Genomic DNA, 24,546 nt, shown 5'->3' with positions numbered 1-24,546 from the left:
GTCCGGCCACACGAGTGTGAACCGCCGCCCACCCATATCAGGTTCCCGAAGCCAGAGCGTTGGCGCCACCGACGATCTCGGAGATCTCCTGAGTAATGGCGTCCTGTCGGGCCCGGTTGGCCTGCCGGGTGTATCTCTTGATGAGGTCCTCGGCGTTGTCCGTAGCCGACTTCATGGCCCGCTGTCGCGCCGCCGACTCCGACGCCGCCGACTCGAGCAGCGCCGCATAGAGCCGGCTTTCCACGTAGCGCGGCAGCAACGCGTCGAGCACCCCCTCGGCGGAGGGCTCGAACTCATACTGGGGCAGCGGACCGCCACGCGGCGGTTCGTCGGTCTCGGTGAGCACCATCGGCAGCAACCGGCGGGCGACCGGCGTCTGGGTGATGGCGCTGACGTACTCCGTGTGGACCACGTGGATCTCGTCCNCCCCGCCGTTCTCGCTCGTGGCGATGAAGGCCGCGATGAGCGCGTCCGCGACCGACTTGGCGTCCGCGTACGACGGCTGTTCGGAGAAACCGGTGTACTCGCCGCTCATCGCACGTCCCCGGAAGCGGTAGTAGCCCGTTCCCTTGCGGCCCACGACGTGCAGGTCGGTCTCCTTGCCCTCCGAATGCAGCAGCTCGATGAGCTCCCCGGTGCGCCGCAGCGCGTTCGAGCTGTACCCGCCGGCCAACCCCCGGTCGCTGGTGATCACCACGACCGCGGCCCGGGCCGCCCCGGGCCGCTCGGTGGTGAGCGGATGGTCGATCGTGGTCTGCGCCGCGACCGCCTCGATCACCCGGGTGATCTCCTCGGCATAGGGGCGGGCCGCGGCGACCCGCGCCCGCGCCTTGGCGATGCGGGAAGCCGCGATCAGCTCCATCGCTCGGGTGATCTTCTTCGTCGACTGCACCGACCGGATGCGCCGCCGGTACTCACGAAGCTGGCCCGCCATGGATCAGCCCTCGTCGTCTTTGCGCGCCGCGGGCCGGTGCACCGGGATCGACTCCTGCCGCACCAGCCCCGGGTCGAGCGGGCTCGGCGCCGGCTCGTTGACCAACGGCTTGCCGTCGGACAGCGTGAACTGCTTCTTGAACTCCGCGACGGCCGACTCCAGCATGGCGATCGTGTCGTCGCTGAGCTTGCCGGTGGTCACGATCGCGTCGTACACCCCCGGGTAAGACCGGCCGACGAAGTCCAGGAACTCCGACTCGAAGCGACGGATGTCCGCCACGGGCACATCGTCGAGCTTGCCGGTGGTTCCGGCCCAGATCGACACGACCTGGCGCTCGACCGGGAAGGGCTGGCCCTGCGGCTGCTTGAGCAGCTCGACCAGGCGGGCGCCGCGCGCGAGCTGGTCCCGCGAGGCCTTGTCCAGGTCGGAACCGAAGGCCGAGAACGCCTCGAGCTCGCGGTACTGGGCGAGGTCCAGCCGCAGGCGGCCGGCGACCGACTTCATCGCCTTAACCTGCGCGCTACCGCCGACCCGGGACACCGAGGTGCCGACGTTGATGGCCGGGCGGACACCCTGGTTGAACAGGTCGGACTCCAGGAAGACCTGCCCGTCGGTGATCGAGATGACGTTCGTCGGGATGTAGGCCGAGATGTCGTTGGCCTTCGTCTCGATGATCGGCAGTCCGGTCAGCGAGCCGCCGCCGAGCTCGTCGGAGAGCTTGGCGCAGCGCTCCAGCAGGCGGGAGTGCAGGTAGAAGACGTCACCCGGGTAGGCCTCGCGGCCCGGCGGACGGCGCAGCAGCAGCGAGATCGCGCGGTAGGCCTCGGCCTGCTTGGTCAGGTCGTCAAAGACGATCAGCGCGTGCTGGCCGTTGTACATCCAGTGCTGGGCGATCGCCGAGCCGGTGTAGGGCGCGATGTACTTGAAGCCCGCCGGCTCGTCAGCCGGCGCCGCCACGATCGTGGTGTAGGCCAGCGCGCCGGCCTCCTCCAGAGAGTTCACCACCTCGCGGATTGTCGACTTCTTCTGGCCGATCGCCACGTAGACGCACTTGACCTGCTTCGACGGATCACCAGAGGTCCAGTTGTCCCGCTGGTTGATGATCGCGTCGATGGCCACCGTCGTCTTGCCGGTCTGCCGGTCGCCGATGATCAGCTGGCGCTGACCACGGCCGATGGCCGTCATCGCGTCGATCGCCTTGATACCGGTCTGCAGGGGTTCCTTCACCGGCTGGCGCTGGACGACCGTCGGCGCCTGCAGCTCCAGCTCCCGGGATCCCTCGGCCACGATCTCCCCGAGGCCGTCGATCGGCCGCCCGAGCGGGTCGACGACCCGGCCGAGGAAGCCGTCACCGACGGGAGCGGAGAGGATCTGGCCGGTGCGGCGGACCTCCTGCCCCTCCTCGATGTTCTCGGATTCACCCAGGATGACGGTTCCGATCTCGCCGACCTCGAGGTTCAGCGCGAGACCCAGCACACCGCCGTGGAACTCCAGCAGCTCGTTGGTCATCGTGTGCGGGAGACCCTCGACCCGGGCGATGCCGTCACCGGTGACGACGACCCGGCCGACCTCCTCACGGCCGGCTGAGGTGGCCTGGAAAGAGTCGACGTACTCCCGCAGGGCGTCGCGGATCTCCTCCGGCCGGATGGAGAGCTCAGTCATCGCTTACGTCCTTCGTCCTTCATTGCGGGCAGGGCAGGTCGCCCCGGGTCGGGATGCGGGTCCGCGGTGGTCGCGGCGACGGGGACCGTCACGATCATCGTGGTCACGGTCGCCGCCTATCGGAGCAGGGCCCGGCGGGCGGCGACGAACCGGCGCAGCACGCTGCCGTCCACCACCTCGCCGCCGACCTGGACCACGACACCACCCAGGATGTCGGGGTCGAGATCGACCTGCAGCTGGATCTGGCGGCCAAAGTACCGGCTGATCGCCGCACCCAGACGGGCGACGACTTCGCTACTCAGCGGAACCGCCGTACGGACGATCGCCACCACCCGACCCCGGCGGGCCGCGGCGATCCGGCTGAACTCGGCCAGCCGGCGCTCGACGTCGCCGTGGATCCGGTCGGCCGCCGCCTGCTGGACCAGGCGCACGGTGACCGGGTGCGCCCGGCCGGCGAGCAGCCGGGTGAGCAGCCTGTCCTTGACTGCCGCCGGCGCGGCCGGGTCGGTCAGCGCGAGCGCGAGCGGAGCGTTCTGGTCGAGGATCCGGCCGAACCGGAACAGCTCGTCCTCGACCTCCTCCAGCGCCCCGTCCCGCTCCGCCTCGACGAGCAGCGCCTCGACGCTCAGTTCGAGCAGCGCGTACTGCAGATCGAACGGCCGCGACCAGCGCGCCCCGACCGCCGTGTGCACGATCCGCAGGCTCGCCGGGGCGAGCTGAGTTCCGAACAGCCGGGTGACCAGCTCCGTGCGCGCGGCCACGGGTGCCCCCGGGTCGGTGAGGGCGCGGCGCACGGCCGGCTCCCGGGCGAGGAGCTCGGCGACGGCCCGGAGGTCCTCGGCGATCCGCCCGGCGTCCACCGGGCGGGGCGCGCCCGGTGCCGTCGCGGTTGCCTCGTCGAGCGTCGCCCGCGCGGCCGCCAAGCCGTGCCTGCTGGCTCCCTCCACCGTCAGCCTCCCGGCCTGACCGGTGCGGCCACGGTACCGACGCCCTCGGCCGAGTTGTCAAGCGCTGCGATGAAGTCGTCGATCAGCCGGTTCTGCGTGGCGCTGCTCTCCAGCTGGAATCCGACGATCTTCGAGGCCAGATCGACCGCGATCTCACCGACCTCCCGGCGGACCTGGGCGACGATCTGCGCCCGGTCGGCCGCGAGCTGGGCGTCCGCCCGGGCCTTGATCTCGGCGATCTCGCGCTGCGCCGCGGCGCGGAGTTCCTCGGTGATCTGCCGGCCCTCGCTGTGCGCCTCCTCGCGGATGCGCGCGGCCTCGGTCCGAGCCTCGGCCAGCTGGGCGCGGTACTGCTCCAGCAGGGCCTGCGCCTCGCGTTGCGCCGCCTCGGCGCGGGCGAGCCCGCCCTCGATCCGCTCGGTGCGCTGCGCGTAGGTCCTGGCGATCTGCGGCCTGATCTTCCAGAAGAAGAAGGCCACGAGCAAGGCGAACGACAACGTTCCGATGAGCAGTTCACTCAGCGGCGGGATCAGAACGTTCTCGTCGGAGTGCCCGCTCTCGGCGGCGGCGATAAGGATGGATGTCGCGCTCATGATTGCCCCGCCGGTTTACGGGAAGACGAAGGGAACGACGAAGCCGATGAGCGCGAGGGCTTCGGCGAGGGCGAAGCCGATGAGCATGTACCGGAAGGCGACCTGCTCGGCCTCGGGCTGGCGGGCGATCGCCTGGACGCCCAGGCCGAAGATGAGACCGATACCGATACCGGGACCGATGGCGGCGAGGCCGTAGGCGACGGCGCCCAGGCTTCCGCTCACAGCGTCCTTGGCGGCGAGAATGTCTGCCATTGCGGTGCTTTTCCTATTCAGTCGGGCACCGGGACTCGCCGGTGCTGGAAGGGTGTGTCGGGAATCTAGGCCCGGGCCGATACCGGCACGCCCGCCGGAGCAGGCGAGGCGAGTTCCTCGGACGGAGCTACCTCGTGCTCTCCGTGCACCATCGCACCGCCGATGTAGGCGGCTGTGAGGATCGTGATGATGTACGCCTGGAGAGCGTCGATGACAAGCTCGAACGCCGTGAGGATGATCGCCACCAGCAGTGAGGCGGCGCCGAACACATAGGGGGGCTTGGGCAGCAGGTAGTCCGCGCCCAGCGAGAAGACCAGCAGCAGGATGTGCCCGGCGAACATGTTCGCGAAGAGCCGGACCGCCAGCGTGAAGGGCCGAACGATCAAGGTCGAGAGAATCTCGATCGGCGCCAGGAGCACGCGGATCCACAGCGGCGCGGTGGGAGCCGGGTCAATCATCTCCTTGAAGTACGGACCGGCGCCGTTGGCCTTGATGCCCGCGTAGTTGAACAACACGTACGTGACGAGCGCCAGAACCATCGGGACGGCGATGCGCGAGGTCGCCGGGAACTGGGCCCCGGGCACCACCGCGAGCACGTTGCAGATCAACACGAAGCTGAACAGGACGAGCAGGTAGGGCGTGTACCTCGTGCCCTTCTCGCCGATGACACCCCGGGCGATCTGCAGATCGATGAAGTCGTAGGCCGACTCGCACAGGTTCTGGAGGCCGCGAGGTATGATTTTAGCTCGGCGGAATCCCAACCAGAAGATCACACCGACAAACAGTGCAGCAAAGATCGTGAGCGCGGTGGCCTTGTTGAGGTAGAGATTGACCGAGCCGATCCCGACATCGAACCAGTGCGGAGTCTGGAAGACCTCCTTGGTGGGGCCTTCGAAGCCCTCGTCGGCGAGGACCGGCACGACAAACACCTCCATGATCGATTAGGTAGCGCGTTCACGGCCCGGCAAGGTTGCCGTGCTCGGCGGCAGATTGCCTCCACCCTACCGGGTTCGCACGACACGCTCACACCGAAGAACGACCCGTCGCCAACCGGGTACAGCGCTCCGAAGGACACCTCGACAAGCCCAGGCCCTGATGGGTGTCGGCAGGCCGACGTCCTGTTGCCCGCGATACTATCCACACCGGCACCCCACAAGCACGGACTCGCTTCGACGTTCGCGCTGGTTCATCCGCGCGTTGTCTATGGGTTTCACTCCGTTGCTACCCATTCCACACAGCGCGACGAGTTGATGACACGCGGCTTCCAGCTGCACCCATCTCCCGCCGTCGGCTACGCCCAGTAGCGTCACAACGTCTGCCAGATGAGCATAATTCGGCTCTCCCTTCCCCGTCTCGGCGACCTGGGTCCACTCTGACCGGAATCGGTTGCGCCGTCGATGACCTTCGAGGTCATCGACGGCGAGGACCGGCCCGATTCAATGGAACAGCCGGGGCGGTCGGTACAGCCAGGTCCAGCAGGACGGAACTACCAGGACAAGCGGGACAGAACGGTCAGGCCGAACGAACTGGGCGAACAGGACCAACGGAGCGTATTTCGCCAAGACCGCCGAGCTGGCCGGAAGCCTGGCTATCCGCCCTCTCACCGGGTAAGTCGATAGATCACGAGGTACATCGCGGCGGCGAGGCCGACGGTCAGTCCGATCGGCAGGAACAGCACGTGAAAGCCGAGAAGGCGATCCGCTCCAAAACCGACCAGTCCCCAGAAGAGCATTCCGGCGATCAACGTGCCGAAGACGTTCCACGCCTCGCCGGGACCGTTTCCCCCCGAGGTCATCAGACCGGCGGACGGCGCGAGGCGTCCCACGCGCCGGGACGCTCCGGGTCGTAGAAGGGCATCCGGGTGTGGGTCGCGACCCAGAGCTCGGCACCCATCCACCCGAAGACCCCGGCGAAAATCGACCAGGCGAAGGCCGGCAGGTCAAGGGCCTCCGTGTCCTGGATCACCACGAGCAGGACACCCAGCAGTGCTACCTTCGCCGCGTAGGTGCCGAGGGCCGCCGGCAGGAGCAGATGCGGCGCCCGGCGCGCGACGGCCCCGACCGCCACCTTGCTGATGCCGAAGAACGCCATGACGATCATCAGGCCGACCGCGGCGCTCAGGGCGCCCGTCCCGCCGCGCAGGACCGCCGCGAGCCCCACCGCCGGGACCGCCAGCACCCCGGTCAGCGCCGCTCCCAGCCGGATCACCCGGGCCGCCGGCACGATCATGCGCGCCGCGCCGATCGCTGGGTCCTGATCAGCAGCGCGATCAGGGCCGCGAGGCCCACTCCGACGGTGGCGACCAGGATCGGCAACGGGGAGTTGGAGAACGACGCGGCGACACCTCCGAACCCGACCAGAGCCGCCCAGAAATACATGAAGAGAACCGCCCTCACGTGCGAATTACCGATTTCCAGCATGCGGTGGTGGAGATGCATCTTGTCCGCCGCGAACGGCGAGCGCCCCGCCCTCGTCCGCCGGACGACCGCGAGCCCGAGATCGAGAAACGGAACGGCGAGCACGGCCAGGGGTATCGCCAACGGGATCAGCGACGGGTACGACCGTGAGGGTCCAGCGTAACCCCCGTAGGCCACCTGACCGGTCACGGAGATCATCGATGCGGCCGACAGCAGGCCTATGAGCATCGAGCCCGAGTCCCCCATGAACAGCCGGGCCGGATTGAAATTGTGCGGCAGGAACCCGATGCAGACCCCGGCGGTCACGGCGGCCAGGAGCGCCGCCGGGGAGGCCCGGTAGAAGCCGTTGATCACTGCGATCTGATAGGCGAAGTAGAAGGTCGCGCCGGCGGCGATCGCCGCGACGCCCGCCGCGAGGCCGTCCAGGCCGTCGATGAAGTTCATCGCGTTGATAAGCACCACCGTGGCGAGGATGGACAGCGGGACCGCGGTCTCCGGTCCCAGGCTCAGCGTCGTCTCGCTGTCCCGATTGATCGCAAACGTCCATTGGACGCCGAGGAGCACCATGATGCCGGCCGTGGCGACCTGCCCGGCCAGTTTGGTCAGGGAGTCCAGTTCCCATCGGTCGTCGGCGACGCCGAGCAGGCAGATCAAGGTGCCGGCGACGAGCACCGCCCGGATCTCCGACCAGTCCTGGGAGACCACCGAGAGGAACGGCAGGCGGTCCGCCACCCCGAACCCGGCGTAGAGCCCGGCAAGCATGGCCAGGCCCCCCAGCCGGGGCGTCGGGGTGGAGTGGACGTCGCGGGCACGTACCCCGGCGACGGCACCGATGCGCATGGCGAAGACGCGTGCCACCGGCGTGGCGAGAAAGGTCACCGCCGCCGAGACCACGAAGACGAGCAGGTACTCGCGCACCGTCGGGCATCTCCCGCCTGCCGGACCCGGATCCGGCTACTGCCGCCTACTGCCGCCTACTGCCGCGGCCGTGCGGAACCGCCTGATCCCCTACCGCGGATCGACCCCTACCGCGGATAGGCCGGATGCCGGGCGACGAGCGCGGACACCGCCGCAGCGACGTCGGCGGCGGCTTCCGGCTCACGCACCGCGTGGGCGATCAGCCCCGCGATCTCCTTCATCTCCCCCTCGCCCATCCCCTGGGTGGTGACCGCCGGGGTTCCCACCCGGATGCCGGAGGAGATCGCGGGCGGCTGCGGGTCATAGGGAATGGCGTTCTTGTTCAGGGTGATGCCGGCCGCGTCGCAACGCGCCTCGGCTTCCTTGCCGCTGACCCCGAGTTCCCGCAGGTCGAGCAGGGCGAGATGGGTGTCGGTGCCACCGGCGACGGGCCGGATGCCCTCGGCGGCAAGCTCGTCGGCGAGCCGCTGCGCGTTGGCCACCACCTGGCGAGCGTACTGCGCGTAAGCGGGCGAGGCCGCCTCCCGCAACGCGACGGCCTTCGCCGCGACCGCGTGCATCAGCGGGCCACCCTGGCTGAACGGGAACACGGCCTTGTCGATGCGGGAAGCCAGCTCCTCACGCGCGAGGATCATGCCCCCTCGCGGGCCGCGCAACACCTTGTGGGTGGTGAAGCTGACAACGTCGGCGTAGGGAACGGGGCTCGGGATCGCGCCCCCGGCGACCAGACCGATGAAGTGCGCCGCGTCCACCATCAGCCACGAACCGACCTCGTCGGCGATCGAGCGGAACGCGGCGAAGTCGATCAGACGTGGGTAGGCCGTCGCCCCACAGATGATCATCTTGGGCCGGTGCTGGCGGGCGAGCTCCCGCACCTGGTCGTAGTCGATCAGCTCGGTGTCCTCCCGCACGCCGTAGGCCACCACGTTGAACCACTTACCGGAGAAGCTCACCTTGCTGCCGTGGGTGAGGTGACCGCCATGCGGCAACGACATCGCCAGGACCGTGTCACCTGGCGTGAGTAGCGCCGCGTACACGGCGAAGTTCGCCGACGAGCCCGAATGCGGTTGCAGGTTGGCGTGCTCCGCGCCGAAGAGCTGCTTCGCCCGGGCGATGCCGATCTCCTCGGCCCGGTCGACCACCTGGCAACCGCCGTAGTAACGCCGACCCGGATACCCTTCGGCATACTTGTTCGACAACGTCGAGCCCAGCGCCGCCAGCACCGCCGGGGACGTGAAGTTCTCGCTCGCGATGAGTTGCAGGCCGCCGCGCAGCCGGTCCAGCTCATCGAGGACCACCTCCGCGATCTGCGGATCCGTCGCGCTCAGCTGGTCGAAGTCCGGGCCCCAGAACGGGGTGCTCATGACGTTTCTAACCTCCTGCGTTAGAACGGCGACCGCGCTGGAACGGCGACCGCGCCACAACCGGCAACCGCGCCACAACCGGCAGCCGATGACCGGTGCCGCCGCGCGGGCGACCCGGTCACCCCATGCTCCTCTGGCCCGGGAACACCATCCACCCGGATCTACCCGAAGCCACCCGCTGTGACCATCGCCCCGCGACCCGGTTCAGGATCGTACGGGACTCTCCCGCCGGGACGATCAGCGGCGTCATGCCCACCCCACCCCGGCCCGGACCGTATCCCGGCCCGGACCGTCCGGACCGGCTCCGGCACGCGGGGTCGCCTGCGAGCTACGGGCTCATCGGTTCACGGGCTCATCGGTTCACGGGCTCCCGGATCAGCGGCAGCACCGCACGCAGCGCGGTGAGGCCAATCGCGCCGCTGCGCAGTACAACGGGCACCTCCCCGGTGCAGTCGACGATGGTCGAGGGGACGGCGGCCGGGCACGGTCCCCCGTCGAGATAGACATCCGCGGCACCGCCGAGCTGGTGCAGCGCCTCGTCGATCGTCGTCGCCGGAGGCTGGCCACTGATGTTCGCGCTGGAGACGGCCATCGGCCCGGTCCGACCCAGCAGCTCGATCGCCACCGGGTGCAGGGGCATGCGCACCGCCACCGTGCCCCGGCTCTCCCCGAGATCCCAGCGCAGCGACGGGGTGTGCCGGGCCACCAGCGTCAGCCCGCCCGGCCAGAATGCGGTGATCAACTCCCGGACCTGGGGGGTCATCCGCTCGATCAGCCCGTCGAGGGTGCGCCAGGAGCCGACCAGGACCGGAACCGGCATGTTCCGGCCACGCCCCTTTGCCGCCAGCAGCGAGGCCACCGCGTCCCGATCGAAGGCGTCGGCGCCCAGCCCGTAGAGCGTGTCGGTGGGGAGCACAACCAGCCCGCCCCGGGCGACGGTGCTGACCGCCGCGTCGAGACCGCGGGCCCGCTCCCGTTCGTCAGAGCAGTCGAAACGTTCCATTGCCCGTCCTCTTCTCAAGGATCAGGGTTCGTCCTCAGGATCGGGGCTCACGGGACGCCCCGCGCCGGCCGGCGACGAACCGGTCCCGGCCGGCCAGGTCCCGATAATCCGCCACGTGCGACCAGCGACCGTCGGCGCGAAGCAGCTCGGGCGCCGACACCCCGTGGCCGTCGGCGTGTTCGATGACGAGGAGACCGCCTGGCCGCAGGAGCCGCGCAGCCACCCCGACAACCGTACGCACCACGTCGAGCCCGTCGGGCCCCCCCCACAGGGCGCGGGCCGGATCATGCTCGCCCACCTCGGGCTCCACCGTGTGGCGGTCGGCGTCGGGGAGGTACGGCGGATTGCTGATGATCAGGTCGACCGTCCCGGCGAGTCGGGTGAGCGACTCGGGCAGCGCCGCGGCGATGTCGGCTGCGTGCGCCGTCACGGGAAAACCGGTGCCGGCGATGTTGCGTCGCAGCCAGACCACCGCCGCCGGGTCGACCTCCACGGCGTGCACCGTCGCGCCGGGCAGCTCCGCCGCCAGGGACAGCGCGATCGCCCCCGAGCCCGCGCACAGATCGACGCACAACGGTCCCGGCCGCCGGGCCCCGGCGGAGCCGGTGAGCTCTGTAAGCGCCCATTCGACGACGGACTCCGTCTCGGGCCTCGGGATGAAGACCCCGGGGCCGACGGTGAGATCGAGGTGGCGGAAGCCGGCGACACCGGTCAGGTGCTGCAGCGGCACCCGCTGCGCGCGCCTGGCCACAAGATCGTCCAGCCGCCGCGCCGCCGCCGCCGTGACGTCGTCGAGCAGTGCCAGCCGGCCGCGGGGCACCGCGAGCACGAAGGCGGCGAGCTGCTCGGCGTCGGCGCGGGGGCTCGCCACCCCGGCCGCACGCAACCGGTCGGTCGCCGCCGCCAACCACGCGCCCAGCGGTGTCAGGTCGGCCGCGTGGCGCACCGGGCTCAGGGGATCCGTGGAGCCCGGATGCGGGGACGCACCCCGGCCCGGCTGCTCCTGCTCCGTGCCCCGTGAGCGCCCCTGCGCGGCCGGCGGGCCGGTCATGACGCCTGAGCCGCCAGCCGCGCGTCGAGGTCCGCGGCGGCCAGCGCGTCGAGGACCTCGTCGAGCTCCCCGTCGAGCACCTGGTCGAGGTTGTGTGCCTTGTAGCCGACCCGATGGTCGCTGATCCGGTTCTCGGCGAAGTTGTAGGTCCGGACCCGCTCCGACCGGTCCACCGTGCGGACCTGGCTGGCACGCGCCAGCGACGCCTCCGACTCGGCCTTCTCCCGGGCCGCCCCGAGCAGACGGGCCCGCAGGATCCGCAGCGCGGACTCCTTGTTCTGTAGCTGGCTCTTCTCGTTCTGACAGGAGACCACCACACCGGTCGGGATATGGGTGATCCGGACCGCGGAGTCCGTGGTGTTGACACTCTGCCCACCGGGGCCGGACGAGCGGAACACGTCGATGCGCAGGTCGTTCGGGTCGATCTCGACATCAACCTCCTCGGCCTCCGGAAGCACCAGGACCCCGGCCGCCGAGGTGTGGATACGTCCGGCGGACTCGGTGACGGGCACCCGCTGGACGCGGTGCACCCCGCCCTCGAAGCGCAGCCGGCCATAGACACCGTCCCCGGGGCCCGCGGGTCCCCGGGCCTTCACCGCCACGCTGACATCACGGTAACCGCCGAGGTCGGAGGGGTTGGCGTCGAGGATCTCGGTCTTCCAGCCGCGCCGTTCGGCATAGCGCAGATACATCCGGAGCAGGTCTCCGGCGAACAGCGCCGATTCTTCGCCACCGGCGCCGGCCTTGACCTCGAGGATGGCGTCCCGGGCGTCGTCGGGGTCGATCGGGACGAGGTAGGCCCGCAGTCGGTCGTTGAGCCGGGCCAGCTCCTCGCCGAGATCCTGGACCTCGTCCCGGAACGACGGGTCCAGCAGCGCGAGCTCGCGGGCGGCAGCGAGGTCTCCCTCCACCCGGTCGAGCTCGCGCGCAAGATCCACGACCGGGGCGAGCTGCGCGTAGCGACGGCTCAGGGCGCGCGCCTTCGCGGGGTCGTTGTGCACCGCCGGGTCGGCGAGCTGCCCCTCGATCTCGGCGTGCTCGGCGATCAGGCCGTCGAGCGGGGACGTCATCGTGGTTCCTTCGCACGTCATGGTCCTGGAACGCGTCACGGTTCCGGGAGGGGGTCGGTGGGACGGGTATCGTCCGTCCCAGACGCGAACGGCGCCCGTCCGGAGTCCGGACGGGCGCCGCGGCCGAGCTACTTCGCGCCGCCGACCTTCTCGCCGGGGCGCCGCCGGCCGAACCGGCGCTCGAACTTCTCGACCCGGCCGCCGACATCGAGGATCTTCTGCTTGCCGGTGTAGAACGGGTGGCACTGCGAGCAGACCTCGGCGTTGACGACGCCGTTCTCCTTGGTGCTGCGGGTGGTGAAGGTGTTCCCGCAGGTACAGGTGACCGTCGTCTCGTGGTAGGTCGGGTGGACGTCAGGCTTCATGATCCCTCTTTCAAAGTGGCCGCCGGGTCGTCGTCTCGCGTGGACGACGTGAACCGGAGCCGGTCTGCTGCCAGTCTGCCAGAGGCCGGATGCACCGACCGCCAGCCGATGCAAGGGTCCCCACACTGCGGCGAAGCCCCCCGACGACCCCCCAGCAAGATCGCCGAAGGCGATCGCGCGGAAACCCCGAACGGCGCCCTGGGCCAGGGGTCCCCACACTGCGGCGAAGCCCCCCGACGACCCCCCAGCAAGATCGCCGAAGGCGATCGCGCGGAAACCCCGAACGGCGCCCTGGGCCAGGGGCCCCCACACTGCGGCGAAGCCCCCCGACGACCCCCCAGCAAGATCGCCGAAGGCGATCGCGCGGAAACCCCGAACGGCGCCCTGGGCCAGGGGTCCCCACACTGCGGCGAAGCCGCCGTGTGGGGGAAGGCTAATCCTGAGGCGGTGCGGTCTTGGCGATCTGCATCAGGAACTCGTAATTCGTCCTGGTCTGCTTGAGCCGATCGAGCAGGAGCTCGAGGGCCTGCTGGGTCTCCCTGGTATGGAGCACGCGACGCAGCTTGTGCATGATCACGAGCTCGTCCGGGGCAAGCAGGATCTCCTCCTTGCGGGTACCGGAGGCGTCGACATCCACCGCGGGGAAGATCCGCTTGTCGGCAATCTTGCGATCGAGCTTGAGCTCGGCGTTGCCGGTTCCCTTGAACTCCTCAAAGATCACGGTGTCCATCGTCGAACCGGTCTCCACCAGCGCCGTCGCAATGATCGTCAGAGACCCGCCGTTCTCGATGTTGCGGGCCGCGCCGAGGAACCGCTTCGGCGGGTAGAGCGCCGTCGAGTCGACACCGCCGGACAGGATACGACCGGAGGCCGGGGCCGCCAGGTTGTAGGCACGGCCCAACCGGGTGATCGAGTCGAGCAGCACGACGACGTCGTGGCCCAACTCGACCAGACGCTTGGCCCGCTCGATGGACAGCTCGGCGACATTGGTGTGGTCGGCCGGTGGACGGTCGAAGGTGGACGCGATGACCTCGCCCTTGACCGACCGCTGCATATCGGTGACCTCCTCCGGCCGCTCATCGATGAGCACGACCATGAGGTGGACTTCCGGGTTATTCGTCGTGATCGCGTTCGCGATGGACTGCAGCACCATCGTCTTACCCGCCTTGGGCGGGCTGACGATCAGGGCCCGCTGCCCCTTGCCGATCGGCATCACGAGGTCGATGACCCGCGTGGTCAGCATGTGGGGCTCGGTCTCCAGCCGCAGCCGCTCCTGGGGGTAGAGCGGAGTCAGCTTGGTGAACTCCGGCCGGCCGCGTGCCTCCTCGGGCTCCATCCCGTTGATGGTGTCGAGCCGGACCAGCGCGTTGTACTTGTCCCGGCGCTGCTCGCCCTCTTGCGGGGCGCGGACGACACCGGTGATGGCGTCACCGCGGCGCAGCCCGTTGCGACGCACCTGGGCGAGGCTGACATAGACGTCGGTCGGGCCGGTCAGGTACCCGCTGGTCCGCACGAAGGCGTAGTTATCCAGAACGTCGAGAATGCCGGCGACGGGGACCAGGACGTCGTCCTCGCGCAGGACCGGCTCGTTCTCGCTCGGGCCGGCCTGCCCGCCGCGACCGCGGTTACGACCGCGTTCCCGGAAGCGGCCCCGCCGGCCACGGGCGGCGAAGTCGTCCTCGCCTTGCCCCCCTTGCCCTCCCTGCCCGGGCCGGTCGCCGCCGGAACGCTCTGCCCCGGACCGGTCACCCTGCTGGGTGCGATCCACGCGGCTGGGACGATCAGCGGACTGACGGTCCGTACCGGAGCGACGGTCCGCGCCCTGGCGGTCCGCCGTGGCACGCTCGCCGCCGGCCTCACCGCCCTGACGGTCACTCGCGCTCACCCGGCCGTTGTCGGCGGAACGATCCCGGCGGTCCTCCCGACTCCGGGGACCGGCATCGGTCTGGCGGTGGGACGCGGCGGCCGGCGGAGCCGACGCGGGCGCCCCGGTCGGCTGGGCGGACACGGTCGGCTGGGCCGAAGCCACGGCGGAGGCGGCCGATCCGGCCCGGGCGTCCACAACCGATCCGGCCCGGGTCTCCACGACCGTGTCCCCAGCCGCCGTTTCGGGCAGGGTCGGCTGCTCGGCGGCGGGGCTCGCCGCCGCCCGAGAGGCTCCACGGCGGGAACGGGTGCGGGTAGCGGTGCCGTCCGAGCCGGCAGCCTGCCGGGACACCCGCGGCGCGGGGGATGTCTCGCTCGCGGCCGGAACCGGTCCGGCGGGCGAGGCCGGCCCCGACTCCGCCGGGGGCGGCGGTGCAAGGGCCGTGGAGGCCGTGGAGGCTGCGGAGGCCGAAGAAGTCGCTGGGGCCGCCGCGACGGGCGTCACGGCCGCGGACTCGTTGTTCTGCACGTTCTGGATCGCGGCGATGAGCTGGCCCTTGCGCAGCCGGCCCACGCCCTGGATCCCCAGGGACGAGGCCATGGCCTGCAGCTCGGGGAGCAGCATCGCGGACAGACCGGTGCCCTGCCGGCGGCGTCGGGTCACGGCCGCACCTTCTCCGGCCGGAGAAGGTGCGGCGAGAGCGGTCCGGGTGATACGGCCTGCGCGCGAGTCACCGTTCCCGGTGGACTCAGCCGAGATGGCGTCTGCGGACGAGGTGCTCGCCGCCGGGTCACTCTCCCGGGGCGATGCAGGCGTCACGGGCGGCGCAGGCGTCACGGGCGGCGCAGACTCACGTGCGCTCTGCGGCAGCACGTTGGTGGTGTCGCTCAAGGTTTTCCTTCCCTGAAGGAACTGGCTCCTGGTGAGCCGGGCGTTGCTTGTGGACCTTCTTCGCCTGCACACATGCCGGATGAAGGGGTATACAGCACCGAATGGGCGAGCATCGCGCCCGTGTACGGCGCCAGCGGCCGACTGCCGCGAGCGAACTCGCCGATCCCGCCTGGGAGTGCCGGTGTGGAGCCGAGGCAACGACGACGAAGCTTATACACCGGAGTCCCGAACCATGTTCCACCTGGCGAGACCAGAGCGGCATGGCGGGAGCGAGCACGCGCCGCGGTGGCAGCGGGTGCAGTCACCAGACTATCCAGCGGCAGACGCCTCGGCAACAACCTTGAGACGTCAGGACTTCCCGATGTGACACACAACCGCGCATCGGGAGCTCACAGCGCCAGCCGTCGCAGCGGATCCCACCGCGGGCAACGGGGTCATGGCGCTGCGGATCGACATCGGATGACGCGTGCACCGTGTCTGTCCACCGGCAGCGGGGCGACGGAGAACCCGGCACCCGCCACGTCCACCGCCGCCGCGGCCTGTTCACCACCGACGGCGAGGGCGATGACGGATGGCCCCGAACCGGACAGGGCCGCCGCGATCCCCCCGCCGCGCAGCCGACCGACGAGGTCCGCCGACGCCGGGACGCCGGGGAACCGGTAGGGCTGATGCACCAGATCCTCGGTGGCACGCAGGAGTGCCTCGGCACGTCGGGACGGCTGCCCGGCGGCCGGCTCGGCGGCCGACATCGTCAACGCCAGCAGCGCGGCCCGACCGAGGTTGCGGGCGGCGTCGGCGAACGGAACGCCGCTCGGCAGCGCCCCGCGCGACTGCTCGGTCGACTGCCGTATCGCGGGGATGAAGATCACGGGTCTCAGCTCGGCGAAGGGATCGACGCGCAGGGACCGGGCACCGTCGCCGTCCTGCCACGCAACGGTGAAGCCCCCGCTCAGCGCCGCGGCGACGTTGTCCGGGTGCCCCTCGATGGCGCTGGCGAGCCGCAGCATGCCCGCGGGCCCGAAGAAGCCGGCTCCGGACGCCGCTCTGGACACCGGGTCCGGCTCGGGTGCGTCATCGGGCGCGGACACGGAGTCCGCGCCGGCGTCAAAGGCGGTATCGGCGTCAAAGGCGGCATCGGTCTCGAAGGCGGGCCCGAGGTCCGGCTGCGCGAGCGCGGCGGCGGCGACGACCCCGGCGACGATCGCCGCGGCCGATGATCCCAGCCCGCGGCCGTGCGGGATCCGGTTGACGCAGTGCAACGCGAGACCGGGCTGCGCCCGGCCGAGGGTGTCGAAGGTCGCCCGGATCGCCCGGACCACGAGGTGCGTCTCGTCCCGGGCGACGACGTCCGTGCCGACGACGTCAACGGTGAGACCGGATCGGGTCGTCTCGACATCGACCTCGTCGTACAGGCCCAATGCCAGGCCGAACGTGTCAAAGCCGGGGCCGAGATTCGCGCTGGTCGCCGGCACCCGGACCCGGACCCGCCGCGACACGCCGTCGGCGGCGGTGACCGGCCCGGACCGGCCGACCCGCTCGGCGAAGGCCGCCGTCCCGCCTGGGCGCGGGGAGGACCGAGTGGTCACGAGCGCTGCAGCCCCAGCGCCTCGGCGGCGCCCGCGACGGTCGGGCGGATCGTTTCCGGCCGGGCCGCGCCGCTGATCGCCCAGTCGGGGTCCTTGAGCCCGTTGCCCGTGACGGTGCACACGACCTGCTCGCCGGGTTCAATCCGGCCGGCCGCCCGTGCCTTCAGCAGGCCCGCGACGCTGGCGGCGCTGGAAGGCTCCACGAAGACGCCCTCCCTGCGGGCCAGCAGGCGGTAGGCGGCGAGGATCTCCCGGTCGTTCACGGCGTCGATCAGACCACCGGAGGCCTCTCTCGCCTCGACAGCGAGATCCCACGACGCCGGGTTGCCGATGCGGATCGCCGTGGCGATCGTCTGCGGCGAGGTCACCACCTCGCCCCGCACGATGGGCGCGGCACCCGCTGCCTGGAAACCGCACATCCGCGGGCGGCCGCTGGCGATCCGGTTGTTCTCCTCGAGGTAGCCCCGCCAGTAAGCGGTGATGTTGCCGGCGTTGCCGACCGGCAGGCAGTGGACGTCCGGGGCCCGGCCGAGCGCCTCCACGATCTCGAAGGACGCCGTCTTCTGCCCCTCGAGACGGAAGGGGTTCACCGAGTTGACCAGGGTCACCGGCGAGGTGTCGGCGAGTTCGCGCGCCACCCGCAGGCAGTCGTCGAAGGAGCCGTCGAGCTGCAGCAGCCGGGCCCCGTGGACAAGCGCCTGGGCGAGCTTGCCCAGGGCAATTTTTCCGCTGGGCACCAGCACCGCGCAGGTGATGCCGGCGCGGGCCGCGTAGGCGGCGGCCGACGCCGAGGTGTTGCCGGTGGACGCGCAGATGACAGCCTGGGAACCGGCGCCGACAGCCCGGCTGATGGCCACCGTCATCCCGCGGTCCTTGAAGGAGCCAGTCGGATTCGCCCCTTCGATTTTGAGATGAACCTCACATTCGGTGAGGTCGGAGAGGTGTGCCGCGGGCAGCAGGGGCGTCCCACCCTCACGCAACGTGATGACGGGCGTGTCGTGTGCGATCGGCAGACGGTCCCGGTACTCCTCGATGATTCCCTGCCACGGCCGGTGCGGCCGATCGGGCGCCGCGGACAGCACCGGCACGGCCGGCTCGTCCGCGAGCGGTGTGGATGACGTCGTGGTCACGGCTCACCTCCCTCAACCCGCATCACGCCGGACACCGCCCGGACACCGGCGAGGCCGCGGAGCTCCTCGACGGTGGCGGACAGTGCCGCGTCCGGGGCGGCATGCGTCACCAGGACGAGGCTCGCGTCGTCGCCGCGGCCGTCCTGACGAACGCTCCTGATAGACACATCGTGACGCGCGAACGCCCCAGCGACCGTCGCGAGCACGCCGGTCTTGTCGGTGACGTCGAGATTCACGTGATACCTCGTCACGGTACGGCCCATCGGCAGCACAGGCAGCGCGGCGTAGGACGATTCACCAGGGCCGCGACGGCCAGCGATACGGTTGCGCGCGACCGCGACCACATCCCCGAGCACCGCCGAGGCGGTCGGCGCCCCGCCGGCGCCCTGGCCGTAGAACATCAGCTGGCCCGCCGCCTCGGACTCGACGAACACCGCGTTGAAGGCCTCCCGCACCCCGGCCAGCGGGTGGGTGCGCGGGATCATCGCCGGGTGGACCCGCACGCTGATCCCCTCGGTCTCGGCCGAGCGTTCCGCCACCACGAGCGCCTTCACAGTGCAACCGAGCTCCCGGGCGCTGGCGATGTCGGCGGTGGTGACCTCACCGATGCCGACCCGGTAGACGTCGTCGATCGTTACCCGGGAGTGGAAGGCCAGCTGGGCCATGATGGCCGCCTTCGCGGCCGCGTCGAACCCATCGATGTCGGCGGAGGGATCGGCCTCGGCGTATCCGAGCGCCCCGGCCTCGGCGAGTGCCTCGGTGAACGACGCGCCGATCTCGTCCATCCGGGTCAGCACGAAGTTGGTCGTCCCGTTGACAATGCCGAGCACCCGGTGCACACGATCCCCGGCCATGCTCTCACGCAGCGGGCGGATCAGCGGGATGGCCCCGGCCACGGCGGCCTCGTAGTAGAGATCGGTGCCGGCCGCGGCGGCCGCGTCGTGCAGCGTCGCGCCGTCCGAGGCCAACAGGGCCTTGTTCGCGGTGACCACCGACTTACCCCCCCGCAGGGCGGACAGCAGCCAGGAGCGGGCCGGCTCGATGCCGCCGACAAGCTCGATCACGATGTCGACGTCGTCCCGGGCGACGAGGCCCGCCGCATCCCCGGTGAACAGCGCCGGATCCACGTCGAGGGCGCGGGCGCGGCCCGGCCTGCGCACCGCGATCCCGGCGAGCTCCAGGGGAGCCCCGACCCGGGCGGCGAGATCGGCGGCGTTGGCCTGCAACAGCCGGACGGTCTCGCTGCCGACGACCCCACAGCCGAGCAACGCGATCCTCACCGCGCCACCTCCGGGGAGGCCGGGTCGGCGCCCGGCTCGACCTTCACGCCCGGATCGACCTTCACGCCCGGATCGACCTTCACGCCCGGATCGACGTCCAGGCGCAGCAGGTCGTCCTCGGTCTCCCGCCGGACGATGATCCGGGCCGCGCCGTCGCGCACGGCGATCACCGGTGGCCGCGCCACGTGGTTGTAGTTGCTGGCCATCGACCGGTGGTAGGCGCCGCTGGCGGGAATGGCCAGCAGGTCACCGGGCCGGACGTCGTCGGGCAGCGGCACGTCGTGGGCGACGACGTCCCCGGACTCGCAGTGCCGGCCGACGATCGTGACGACGTGCGTCGTGGCCAAACCGGTCCGGGAGACCAGCCGGGCGGTGTAGCGGGCGTCGTAGAGCGCCGTGCGGATGTTGTCGCTCATGCCGCCGTCCACGCTGACGAAGGTGCGCAGCCCGGGCAGCTCCTTGACAGTGCCGACCTCGTAGAGGGTCACCGTCGTCGATCCGACGATGGCCCGTCCCGGTTCCACCGCGAGGCGCGGGACGGTCAGGCCCGCGGCGGCGCACTCCTTGCCGACCACGGCGGTCAGCCGCTCGGCGACGTCGGTGACCTCCAGCGGGGCGTCCTCGCCGGTGTAGGCGATGCCGAGGCCACCGCCGAGGTCGAGCTCGGGCAGTTCGAGGTCGTGGGTGTCGCGGATGCGCGCGAGCAGGCCCACCAGGCGGTGCGCCGCCAGGCCGAACCCGGCCGTGTCGAAGATCTGCGAGCCGATGTGCGCGTGCAGGCCGACGAGTTCGAGGGAACCGGCGGCCGCGAGCACGCGTTCCACCGCCTCGGCCGCCGACCCGCCGGCCAGCGAGAACCCGAACTTCTGGTCCTCCTGCCCGGTGGAGACGTAGTGATGTGTGTGCGCCTCCACGCCCGGGGTGACGCGGATCAGCACGCGCTGGCGCACGCCCGCCTCGGCGGCGACGGCTGCCAGGCGGGTGATCTCGGCGAAGGAGTCGACGACGATCCGCCCGACGCCATAGCCGACGGCTGCCCGCAGTTCCGCGACGGACTTGTTGTTGCCGTGGAAGAGCAGTCGATCCGCCGGGAAACCGACCGAGCGGGCCACCGCGAGCTCCCCGCCCGTACAGACGTCGAGATTCAGACCCCCCTCATCCACCCAGCGAGCGATCGTGCGGCACAAAAAGGCCTTGCCCGCGTAGTAGACGTCACATTCGGCGAACGCCCGCCGCCAAGCCGCGCACCGGGCCCGGAAGTCGGCCTCGTCGAGAACGAAGGCCGGCGTGCCGAACTCGGCGGCCAGCTCGTTAACCCGGATCCCACCGATTCGCAGCACACCGTCGGCGTCCAGCCGGGCCGTGGCCGGCCACAGATTCTCCTCCAACGGCTTCTCCTCCAACGGCACCACCGCCGGGCTGTCGATCTCGCTCATCTCGCCTCTGCCTGCCTCATGCCGCCTGGCCTGCCTCATGCCGCCTGTTTCACGCTTTCCAACCGGCTCGTTCCCGAACCCGCCAGGATGCCCGGACGCCCGGACCGACCGCTCGTCACATCCGCTCGGGGGCGCTGACCCCGAGCAGTCCCAGGCCGTTCGCGAACACCACCCGGGTCGCTGCCACGAGCAGCAGCCGCGCGCCGGTGGCCGGACCGGGCTCGGCGTCGCCCTGCGGAAGCACCCGGCAGGAGTCGTAGAACCGGTAGTAGACCCCGGCAAGTTCCTCGAGATAGCGGGCGAGCCGATGGGGGCCACGCAGCCTCGCGGCGGACTCGATCACTCGGGGGAACTCGCCGAGCGCGCGCAGCAGCTCACCCTCCCGCGGCTGGGTCAGCAGGGCGACGTCGACCGGCTCGGTCGCGGCCGTGAGGCCCAGGGAGCCGGCGTCGCGCAGCAGCGAGCTGATCCGCGCGTGGGCATACTGCACGTAGAAGACCGGGTTGTCACTGGTCTGGCGGGCCATCAGGTCCAGATCCAGATCGAGCGCCGAATCCGGCGAAGACCGGACCAGCCAGTACCGCGCCGCGTCGGCCCCGACCGCGTCGACCAGGTCGTCCAGGGCCTGCTCGGACGCCCCGCGGTCGTAGTAGTACTCCGTGCCCACGTGGTACTCCGTGCCCACCTCGAACCCGGCCGCGGGCAGGATGCGCCCCAGGGCGTCCCCGACGGCCGCCCGGCGCGCCGAGGCCAGCGTCACCGGGCCGGTCGGGTTCGCGCTGACGAACTCCAGGTTGACCCGGACACCTCGTGGCCTGACCGCCCGGCCGTACCGGTCACCGGCCGACACCACCGTGCGGGCGATCTCTCCGAGGGCGGCGTCGGCCAGCCGGAAGTTGAGGAACCCCGGGCCGGCGACGTCCACGGCGGCGAGCTCGCTGTCGGTAGCGAGCCGCCGGGCCAACGTCTCCGCGACGGCGCGCGGCGGACGACGGGCGGCCCTGGCAAGCTGGAGCGCGACCGGGGAGGCGTAGTCCCCGTGCTCGGGCGTCTTCGGCCGCTCCACCGTGACGGCGGTCGGCACAGTCACGTCCAAGTCGCCGTCCGCGACCGCGCGGCCGATGGCCGTCACGATGGCGTCAGCGAGATCGGCGGGGGTCATGACGGCGATGTTATCGGCGCCGGGTCAGACCGGCTGGCCGGCAGCCAGCCGCTGGACCACACCGATGAGTTCGTCCGGGTCGAACGGCTTGGTCAGGTAGTAGTCCACCCCGACCCGCATCCCACGCTTGACGTCGGCCTCCTGGGCCCGGGCGGTCAGCATAATCATTTTGATGGCGGCGGTGTCCGGCTCCTCCCGCAGCCGGGCGGCCACGTCCCAGCCGTTCATCCTCGGCATCATGATGTCCAACGTGATCACCTGTGGGGCGATCTCGCGCACCATCTCCAGGCAGTCCACGCCGTCTACGGCGGTATGGACCTCAAAGCCCTCCAACTCAAGGTTGACGACCACGAGCTGACGTATCACCGCGTCGTCGTCGACGACGAGGACTCGGGGGGTGGCAGGGTACACACCGGAAGCTTACGGCGACCCGGATTCCCGATCCGGCGTTCCGTCCTGGTAACGTATGCCGCGTTGACCCGGGGCCCCCGTAGCTCAGGGGATAGAGCACCGCCCTCCGGAGGCGGGTGCGCAGGTTCGAATCCTGCCGGGGGCACGTACAGCATCCACGCGGCGACGAGTTCGCGGGATCGCTGCACGTGGGGCAGCGCCGACTCGGCCCGGCCGATCTGACGGATGACCAGGATCGATCACGCTGCCTCCTCATCCGATGTGTTGTCCGATGTGTCGCCATCAGCTGCCCCTTCCCCGGCAGCCCAGATCAGAAGATCGTGGGTGGCGTCCGCCAACCCCACCCACGGCCCATATCCACCATCGGACAGCAACCCGAGGGTGAGGCCGTTGAGCTTGCAGGGGCCGTCCTCGGGGTCGAAGGCTGGGCGTCTAGGAGTTCTGTGTGGCACGCAGTGCGTATTGCACCGGGACGGGCTGGCCGGTGAGGATCAGCCGCCAGCGGCCGTCCTGCCCGCACCTCATCTGGTCTGAGCGTCCTTCCGGGCCGTCGGAGTCGAGGTATTCGGTAAGCGCGTCCACGTGCAGTCCAGCGGTAGCCGCCGCGGTCACGATCTCGCCCAGGCCGTGGGGATACTGCACGGTCTCCGTGGTCGTCAGCTGGGTGGCACTGCCCGCGTAGAAGCTGGCGGATCGGATGTGGTGAGCGGTGCTGCCCTGGTACGGAAAACCGAACCTGACAGGGTCGACGGTGTCGATCATCTGGGTGAGCGGGTGCCCGTCCACCAGCACCAGGACGCCGCCGGGACGCAGCGCCGTGGCCGCCGCGGTCATCCACGCCGTCACGTCGGCGATCCAGGGCAGCACACCGTAGGAGGCGAACACGACGTCGAACGCGCCGGCCAGGTCCGCCGGCAGCCGCTGGGCGTCCGCCTGGACGAACCGCGCGTCGATTCCCGCCGCGGTGGCCAGCGAGCGGGCTCGTTCCACCGCGACGGGGGAGAAGTCCAGGCCGGTGACCTGCGCGCCGAGCCGGGCCCACGACAGCGTCCCCAACCCGAAATGGCACTGCACATGTAGGAGATCGAGGCCCGAGACGGACCCGACGGCCGCGACCATCTCCTCCCGCTCCCGCCCACTCAGCATGATCTGCCCGGCGAGAAAACCCTCGACGTCGTAGTAGTCGTCCTGCCCGTGCAGGCGCGCCAGCTCATCCCAGCGCGCCCGGTTCAACTCCGTCGCGTCATCCACGAAGCAGACAGCGTAGTGCGGCACATGCCATACGTCCGGGATGCGGGCCCGTGCCGCCGCACCCGAGCCAGCGGGAACGGGCCGTGCCACGGAGTGTGACTACCGACTGCGATCACCCACATGCATCCGACCATCGGGCACTGGCCGCAAGATCATGTCACTTTGACCCGGGAATGCTGTAGTGAGCACGCTCCGGATCACCGCATGCCCTAGGGTCGGGTGGCCCAGGGGAATTGCACCCCTGGGCTCCAACAGAACGGAGCGTGACAGTCTCCCGTCACTCCGCTCTTGTCATCCTCATCGCCAGGCGTTGGACGTCCATGCCCAGTGGGCGAAGAGCCCGGGGCGTTGGCGGGTGATGCGTTGCCAGCAGGCCAGGGCCTTATGGAACGGTCTCAGCCGTTTGTACTTCTTGCGGAGCCAACGCACCAGGTAGGCGTTGATGCGCTGTAGGAGGGGAAGCAGCGCGGAGCGGTAGAACGCCCCGTAGTACTGCGCCCAGCCGCGCACGATCGGGTTGATCTTTCGTGCCAGCTCGTCGAGGGTGTGGCCGGTCCGCAGGTGTAGCCGCCATCGGCGGACCTGCCCGCTGACCTTCTTCTGGGCTTCCTTGCTGATCGCGGGCAGGAAGTTCGTGAAGAACTTCCCGTGCCTGCTGCGTGCCTTGCGGGCGCGGAAGGTGTAGCCGAGGAACGTGAACGACGTGTGCTCATGGGAGCCGCGCCGGTTGCTGTCCTTGCAGTACACGATCCTGGTCTTGGTCGGGTGCGGTCGCAGTCCGACCTGTCCCATCCTGTCGTCGAGCGCGGCCAGCACGTGGCGAGCCCGACTCCTGCTGTCGCAGTGCACGATCGCGTCGTCGGCGTAGCGCTCGAACGCGACGCCCGGGTAGGTCCGGGCCAGCCACGCGTCGAACGCGTAGTGCATGAACAGGTTCGCCAGCACGGGTGAGATCG

At 70.4% G+C, this 24,546-nt stretch carries 23 protein-coding genes and 1 tRNA gene; 1 reads left to right on the top strand and 23 read right to left on the bottom strand.

Annotated elements, in window-relative coordinates:
* Nucleotides 1-37: 37 nt before the first annotated feature.
* The 21 genes from BMG523DRAFT_RS13620 to BMG523DRAFT_RS13520 all read right to left on the bottom strand — a co-directional run bounded on the left by BMG523DRAFT_RS13620 (nucleotide 38) and on the right by BMG523DRAFT_RS13520 (nucleotide 22,339).
* Nucleotides 38-934 (bottom strand): F0F1 ATP synthase subunit gamma, encoded by an 897-nt coding sequence (locus tag BMG523DRAFT_RS13620; RefSeq protein ID WP_035732850.1) that lies wholly within the window; start codon nucleotides 932-934, stop codon nucleotides 38-40.
* A gap of 3 nt (nucleotides 935-937) precedes the next feature.
* Complete coding sequence (gene atpA / locus BMG523DRAFT_RS13615) at nucleotides 938-2,596, bottom strand: F0F1 ATP synthase subunit alpha (RefSeq protein WP_011438085.1); 1,659 nt, start codon at nucleotides 2,594-2,596, stop codon at nucleotides 938-940.
* 116 nt (nucleotides 2,597-2,712) lie between these two features.
* On the bottom strand, nucleotides 2,713-3,543 hold the full coding sequence (locus BMG523DRAFT_RS13610; protein ID WP_011438086.1) for a F0F1 ATP synthase subunit delta: 831 nt from the start codon (nucleotides 3,541-3,543) through the stop codon (nucleotides 2,713-2,715).
* Between the two features lie 2 nt (nucleotides 3,544-3,545).
* Nucleotides 3,546-4,136, bottom strand: a complete 591-nt coding sequence (locus BMG523DRAFT_RS13605) for a F0F1 ATP synthase subunit B (protein ID WP_011438087.1) — start codon at nucleotides 4,134-4,136, stop codon at nucleotides 3,546-3,548.
* Between the two features lie 15 nt (nucleotides 4,137-4,151).
* Entirely contained in the window at nucleotides 4,152-4,388 is a 237-nt protein-coding gene (locus BMG523DRAFT_RS13600; RefSeq protein ID WP_011438088.1) for an ATP synthase subunit C, read from the bottom strand.
* 65 nt (nucleotides 4,389-4,453) lie between these two features.
* On the bottom strand, nucleotides 4,454-5,323 hold the full coding sequence (gene atpB / locus BMG523DRAFT_RS13595) for a F0F1 ATP synthase subunit A (protein ID WP_035732856.1): 870 nt from the start codon (nucleotides 5,321-5,323) through the stop codon (nucleotides 4,454-4,456).
* Nucleotides 5,324-5,988: 665 nt separating this feature from the next.
* Entirely contained in the window at nucleotides 5,989-6,213 is a 225-nt protein-coding gene (locus BMG523DRAFT_RS26510; protein ID WP_011438090.1) for a hypothetical protein, read from the bottom strand.
* A complete protein-coding gene (locus BMG523DRAFT_RS13585) occupies nucleotides 6,183-6,617 on the bottom strand; it encodes a hypothetical protein (protein ID WP_011438091.1) in 435 nt (144 codons plus the stop codon). The genes BMG523DRAFT_RS26510 and BMG523DRAFT_RS13585 overlap by 31 nt, the downstream gene beginning before the upstream one ends.
* On the bottom strand, nucleotides 6,614-7,723 hold the full coding sequence (locus tag BMG523DRAFT_RS13580) for an MraY family glycosyltransferase (RefSeq protein WP_011438092.1): 1,110 nt from the start codon (nucleotides 7,721-7,723) through the stop codon (nucleotides 6,614-6,616). The genes BMG523DRAFT_RS13585 and BMG523DRAFT_RS13580 overlap by 4 nt, the downstream gene beginning before the upstream one ends.
* Nucleotides 7,724-7,830: 107 nt before the next feature.
* Nucleotides 7,831-9,087 carry a serine hydroxymethyltransferase gene (gene glyA / locus BMG523DRAFT_RS13575; protein ID WP_011438093.1) on the bottom strand — a complete coding sequence of 419 codons (1,257 nt, stop codon included), beginning with the start codon at nucleotides 9,085-9,087 and terminating at the stop codon, nucleotides 7,831-7,833.
* A gap of 352 nt (nucleotides 9,088-9,439) precedes the next feature.
* The gene (locus BMG523DRAFT_RS13570; protein ID WP_011438094.1) at nucleotides 9,440-10,090 is read right to left on the bottom strand and encodes an L-threonylcarbamoyladenylate synthase; all 651 of its coding nucleotides are present in this window, start codon (nucleotides 10,088-10,090) and stop codon (nucleotides 9,440-9,442) included.
* 34 nt (nucleotides 10,091-10,124) lie between these two features.
* Nucleotides 10,125-11,141 carry a peptide chain release factor N(5)-glutamine methyltransferase gene (gene prmC, locus BMG523DRAFT_RS13565; protein ID WP_083494826.1) on the bottom strand — a complete coding sequence of 339 codons (1,017 nt, stop codon included), beginning with the start codon at nucleotides 11,139-11,141 and terminating at the stop codon, nucleotides 10,125-10,127.
* Nucleotides 11,138-12,211: a peptide chain release factor 1 gene (gene prfA, locus BMG523DRAFT_RS13560; protein ID WP_011438096.1), complete on the bottom strand. Its 1,074-nt coding sequence runs from the start codon at nucleotides 12,209-12,211 to the stop codon at nucleotides 11,138-11,140. Before prfA ends, prmC begins: the two co-directional genes overlap by 4 nt.
* Nucleotides 12,212-12,339: 128 nt before the next feature.
* On the bottom strand, nucleotides 12,340-12,576 hold the full coding sequence (rpmE, locus tag BMG523DRAFT_RS13555) for a 50S ribosomal protein L31 (RefSeq protein ID WP_011438097.1): 237 nt from the start codon (nucleotides 12,574-12,576) through the stop codon (nucleotides 12,340-12,342).
* 433 nt (nucleotides 12,577-13,009) lie between these two features.
* Complete coding sequence (gene rho, locus BMG523DRAFT_RS13550) at nucleotides 13,010-15,334, bottom strand: transcription termination factor Rho (protein WP_035941632.1); 2,325 nt, start codon at nucleotides 15,332-15,334, stop codon at nucleotides 13,010-13,012.
* Nucleotides 15,335-15,768: 434 nt separating this feature from the next.
* On the bottom strand, nucleotides 15,769-16,920 hold the full coding sequence (locus tag BMG523DRAFT_RS13545; RefSeq protein WP_051623870.1) for a homoserine kinase: 1,152 nt from the start codon (nucleotides 16,918-16,920) through the stop codon (nucleotides 15,769-15,771).
* Entirely contained in the window at nucleotides 16,917-18,008 is a 1,092-nt protein-coding gene (gene thrC, locus BMG523DRAFT_RS13540; RefSeq protein ID WP_232235122.1) for a threonine synthase, read from the bottom strand. Before thrC ends, BMG523DRAFT_RS13545 begins: the two co-directional genes overlap by 4 nt.
* Nucleotides 18,009-18,046: 38 nt before the next feature.
* Complete coding sequence (locus tag BMG523DRAFT_RS13535; protein ID WP_011438101.1) at nucleotides 18,047-19,330, bottom strand: homoserine dehydrogenase; 1,284 nt, start codon at nucleotides 19,328-19,330, stop codon at nucleotides 18,047-18,049.
* On the bottom strand, nucleotides 19,327-20,766 hold the full coding sequence (gene lysA / locus BMG523DRAFT_RS13530; RefSeq protein WP_023841091.1) for a diaminopimelate decarboxylase: 1,440 nt from the start codon (nucleotides 20,764-20,766) through the stop codon (nucleotides 19,327-19,329). Before lysA ends, BMG523DRAFT_RS13535 begins: the two co-directional genes overlap by 4 nt.
* Before the next feature lie 115 nt (nucleotides 20,767-20,881).
* A complete protein-coding gene (locus BMG523DRAFT_RS13525) occupies nucleotides 20,882-21,928 on the bottom strand; it encodes a DALR anticodon-binding domain-containing protein (RefSeq protein ID WP_011438103.1) in 1,047 nt (348 codons plus the stop codon).
* A 24-nt stretch (nucleotides 21,929-21,952) separates the two neighbouring features.
* Complete coding sequence (locus BMG523DRAFT_RS13520; protein WP_011438104.1) at nucleotides 21,953-22,339, bottom strand: response regulator transcription factor; 387 nt, start codon at nucleotides 22,337-22,339, stop codon at nucleotides 21,953-21,955.
* Nucleotides 22,340-22,412: 73 nt separating this feature from the next.
* On the opposite strand from BMG523DRAFT_RS13520, the gene BMG523DRAFT_RS13515 reads away from it, so the two are divergent.
* Nucleotides 22,413-22,484: transfer RNA gene (locus BMG523DRAFT_RS13515), tRNA-Arg, on the top strand.
* 287 nt (nucleotides 22,485-22,771) lie between these two features.
* On the opposite strand, the gene BMG523DRAFT_RS13510 is transcribed toward BMG523DRAFT_RS13515, so the two are convergent.
* Complete coding sequence (locus BMG523DRAFT_RS13510) at nucleotides 22,772-23,614, bottom strand: class I SAM-dependent methyltransferase (protein WP_108913732.1); 843 nt, start codon at nucleotides 23,612-23,614, stop codon at nucleotides 22,772-22,774.
* A gap of 273 nt (nucleotides 23,615-23,887) precedes the next feature.
* A partial coding sequence (locus tag BMG523DRAFT_RS13505; RefSeq protein WP_035958444.1) for a group II intron maturase-specific domain-containing protein occupies nucleotides 23,888-24,546 on the bottom strand: 659 nt, incomplete at its 5' end.

It is taken from the genome of Frankia sp. BMG5.23 (genome assembly GCF_000685765.2).
GTDB classification, from domain to species: Bacteria; Actinomycetota; Actinomycetes; order Frankiales; family Frankiaceae; genus Frankia; species Frankia casuarinae.
This window is presented reverse-complemented; position numbering and strand designations above follow the sequence as displayed.

What these genes read in the sequence shown, in the direction of transcription:
- atpA (WP_011438085.1), bottom strand. Translation starts at nt 2,596, where the DNA reads ATGACTGAGCTCTCCATCCGGCCGGAGGAGATCCGCGACGCCCTGCGG.
- BMG523DRAFT_RS13605 (WP_011438087.1), bottom strand. Translation starts at nt 4,136, where the DNA reads ATGAGCGCGACATCCATCCTTATCGCCGCCGCCGAGAGCGGGCACTCC.
- BMG523DRAFT_RS13600 (WP_011438088.1), bottom strand. Translation starts at nt 4,388, where the DNA reads ATGGCAGACATTCTCGCCGCCAAGGACGCTGTGAGCGGAAGCCTGGGC.
- atpB (WP_035732856.1), bottom strand. Translation starts at nt 5,323, where the DNA reads ATGGAGGTGTTTGTCGTGCCGGTCCTCGCCGACGAGGGCTTCGAAGGC.
- BMG523DRAFT_RS13585 (WP_011438091.1), bottom strand. Translation starts at nt 6,617, where the DNA reads ATGATCGTGCCGGCGGCCCGGGTGATCCGGCTGGGAGCGGCGCTGACC.
- glyA (WP_011438093.1), bottom strand. Translation starts at nt 9,087, where the DNA reads ATGAGCACCCCGTTCTGGGGCCCGGACTTCGACCAGCTGAGCGCGACG.
- BMG523DRAFT_RS13570 (WP_011438094.1), bottom strand. Translation starts at nt 10,090, where the DNA reads ATGGAACGTTTCGACTGCTCTGACGAACGGGAGCGGGCCCGCGGTCTC.
- prmC (WP_083494826.1), bottom strand. Translation starts at nt 11,141, where the DNA reads ATGACCGGCCCGCCGGCCGCGCAGGGGCGCTCACGGGGCACGGAGCAG.
- prfA (WP_011438096.1), bottom strand. Translation starts at nt 12,211, where the DNA reads ATGACGTCCCCGCTCGACGGCCTGATCGCCGAGCACGCCGAGATCGAG.
- rpmE (WP_011438097.1), bottom strand. Translation starts at nt 12,576, where the DNA reads ATGAAGCCTGACGTCCACCCGACCTACCACGAGACGACGGTCACCTGT.
- lysA (WP_023841091.1), bottom strand. Translation starts at nt 20,766, where the DNA reads ATGAGCGAGATCGACAGCCCGGCGGTGGTGCCGTTGGAGGAGAAGCCG.
- BMG523DRAFT_RS13525 (WP_011438103.1), bottom strand. Translation starts at nt 21,928, where the DNA reads ATGACCCCCGCCGATCTCGCTGACGCCATCGTGACGGCCATCGGCCGC.